The organism is Streptomyces spongiae, assembly GCF_009377185.1.
Lineage (GTDB): Bacteria > Actinomycetota > Actinomycetes > Streptomycetales > Streptomycetaceae > Streptomyces > Streptomyces spongiae.
The window spans coordinates 1-2,747 of the sequence record NZ_VJZC01000899.1; the positions used below are offsets into that span (position 1 = coordinate 1).

Genomic DNA, 2,747 nt, shown 5'->3' on the forward strand with positions numbered 1-2,747 from the left:
GTGCTCCTGGGAGGGCAAGCCCGAGTACGCCGCTCAAGCGAACGCCGTGCCATGGCTCCCGGTCCGCGCGTCGCTGCGGGTGCACGCGGACCGGGGCCGATCGTGGGGTCCCGGCGGGGGAGGGGGTCAGCCGGTGGCGGTCAGTTCGCGCTGGTCCGCCAGCGCCGCGGTGTGCGCGTCCATGCGCTCGGCCGAGAGGATCGCGGCCGCCGTGTCCGCGCGGGACGCGGCGACGACCAGGGCGCGGCCCGCGAGGGCGTGCGCCCGCTCGTGGAGCGCCGCGGGGTGCGCGGACACGGCGGCGGACGCCGACGACCGTACGGGCGGCCGCCCTCCCCGCAGCCGGGCCACCTGCTGGGCCAGCCGCTCCGCGGCCACGTCCAGCTCGTCGGACGGTGCCAGCGCGCGGAGCTCGTCCGTCGCGGTCAGCAGCGCCGCGAGATGGCCCGCGAGCTGGATGTCCAGCTCCTCCTCGCGGGTGCGGTGGGGGAAGTCGGCGGTCGTGCCGGCCATCGTGTGGACCGACTTGGTGCGGATCGGCTCGTACATGGGATGGCCTCCAAGCTCGCTCTCGTTCACCCATCCTAGCTTGGAATTCGTCTAAAGTTGAGTGGAGTCCGAAATCTTCGCACGCGTCATCGCACGCGAGCGGGCCTCACCACCGGCCCGGCGAGCGCAGCGCTACGGCTGGCTGTAGCCGTCCAGGAAGTGCCCGATCCGGGTGATCGCCGACGTCAGGTCCGCCACCGTCGGCAGGGTCACCACACGGAAGTGGTCGGGTGCCGTCCAGTTGAAGCCCGTGCCCTGGACGACCATGATCTTCTCGCGGCGCAGCAGGTCCAGGACCATCCTGCGGTCGTCCTTGATCTTGAAGACCTTCGGGTCCAGACGCGGGAAGAGGTACAGCGCGCCCTTCGGTTTGACGCACGTCACGCCCGGGATCTGCGTCAGCAGGTCGTACGCCACGTCCCGCTGCTCCTTCAGCCGGCCGCCCGGCAGCACCAGGTCGTTGATCGTCTGGCGGCCGCTCAGTGCGGCCACCACGCCGTGCTGCCCCGGCATGTTCGCGCACAGCCGCATGTTCGCCAGGATCGTCAGGCCCTCGATGTAGGAGTCGGCGTGCGCCCGTGGGCCGGAGATCGACATCCAGCCCACCCGGTAGCCCGCCACCCGGTAGGCCTTCGACATGCCGTTGAAGGTGAGGGTCAGAAGGTCGGGGGCGACCGAGGCCGTCGGGCGGTGCGTGACACCGTCGTACAGGATCTTGTCGTAGATCTCGTCCGAGCAGACCAGCAGGTTGTGGCGGCGCGCGATGTCCGTCAGCCCCTTGATCATCGCCTCGTCGTACACCGCGCCCGTCGGGTTGTTCGGGTTGATGATGACGATGGCCTTGGTGCGGTCGGTGACCTTCCGCTCGACGTCGGCGAGGTCCGGCATCCAGTCGGACTGCTCGTCGCAGTGGTAGTGCACCGCCGTGCCGCCGGAGAGCGAGACCGCCGCCGTCCACAGGGGGTAGTCGGGGGCCGGCACGAGGACCTCGTCGCCGTCGTCCAGCAGGCCCTGCATCGCCATGACGATCAGCTCGGAGACGCCGTTGCCGATGAAGACGTGCTCGACGTCCGTCTCTATGCCGAGCGTCTGGTTGTGCATGACGACCGCCCGGCGCGCGGCGAGCAGGCCCTTCGCGTCGCCGTACCCGTGGGCCGACGACACGTTGCGGAGGACGTCCTCCAGGATCTCGGGCGGGCACTCGAAGCCGAAGGCGGCCGGATTGCCGGTGTTGAGCTTGAGGATGCGGTGTCCCGCCGCCTCAAGCCGCATCGCCTCCTCGAGCACCGGGCCCCGGATCTCGTAACAGACGTTGGCGAGCTTGGTCGACTGGATCACCTGCATGCCCGTGAGCTTACGGCCCGGTAACGCTTCGTGCGGCGTGTTTTCCACCACGTGAGACGACCGCTATGGGTGCATATGCTCCTCTGCTGTCTCGTGGACCCCAGGGGTCTCTACAATGCGCGCCCATGTCCAGCCACCCTCAGCGCGATGACACGGCATATGGCACGGCATACGGAGTGGACGCGGCGAACGGAGCGAACGGGATGAAGGGCCCGTCCGGGGAGGACGGGGGTCTCCCCGGCCCTCCGAACGTGTACTACCCGTATGGTGACGCCGACGCGCCGCCCGCCTACGAGGCGTACGCGGATCCGGCCGCCGCGCACGGCTGGCAGAACGCGTACGACGACACGGTGCGGATGGAACCCGTCGAGGACGGTTACGCCGAGCGGGTGCCCGTCGAGGGTGGTTACGCGGAGCGGGTGCCCATGGAGGCCGGTTCCGCCGGGGAGAGCACCGGGTGGCCGGTCGAGGGCGGCGCGGAGGCCGTCGGCGGCGGGCACCGAAGGCGGGTGGAGGGTCGCCGTCGGCCGCGGGCGGATCGGCGCGCCGGTGCGGGCGCGGGCAGGATCGGGCGGCGCGGAGTCCTGGTCGTCGGCGGCATCGGCGCCGTCCTCGTGGCCGTCACCGTCACCGTGCTCCTCGGTGCCGGCTCCGCGGAGTACGGGGACCAGGACTCCCCGAAGTCGGGGGAGTCCGCCCCGGCCGCCGGGAGTCAGGGCACGGGTGGCTCGTCCGGCGCGACGGCCACCCCCTCGTCCGGAGCTTCCTCGGGGGCGGTGGACGGCGCGGCGCCCAAGTCCTCCGAGGGCGCCCACGCGAGCCCTTCCCCCGGCCGCTCCGGCTCGGACCCGGCC

Annotated in this window: 3 protein-coding genes; 1 reads left to right on the plus strand and 2 read right to left on the minus strand. The window is 71.4% G+C overall.

What is annotated here, in order from left to right:
- Positions 1-126: 126 nt before the first annotated feature.
- Positions 127-549: an SCO4983 family protein gene (locus tag FNH08_RS48370; protein WP_152778259.1), complete on the minus strand. Its 423-nt coding sequence runs from the start codon at positions 547-549 to the stop codon at positions 127-129.
- A gap of 132 nt (positions 550-681) precedes the next feature.
- Positions 682-1,893, minus strand: a complete 1,212-nt coding sequence (locus FNH08_RS48375; protein ID WP_152778260.1) for a pyridoxal phosphate-dependent aminotransferase — start codon at positions 1,891-1,893, stop codon at positions 682-684.
- A gap of 125 nt (positions 1,894-2,018) precedes the next feature.
- On the opposite strand from FNH08_RS48375, the gene FNH08_RS48380 reads away from it, so the two are divergent.
- The coding region (locus FNH08_RS48380; RefSeq protein ID WP_152778261.1) for a hypothetical protein at positions 2,019-2,747 on the plus strand (729 nt) is incomplete at its 3' end.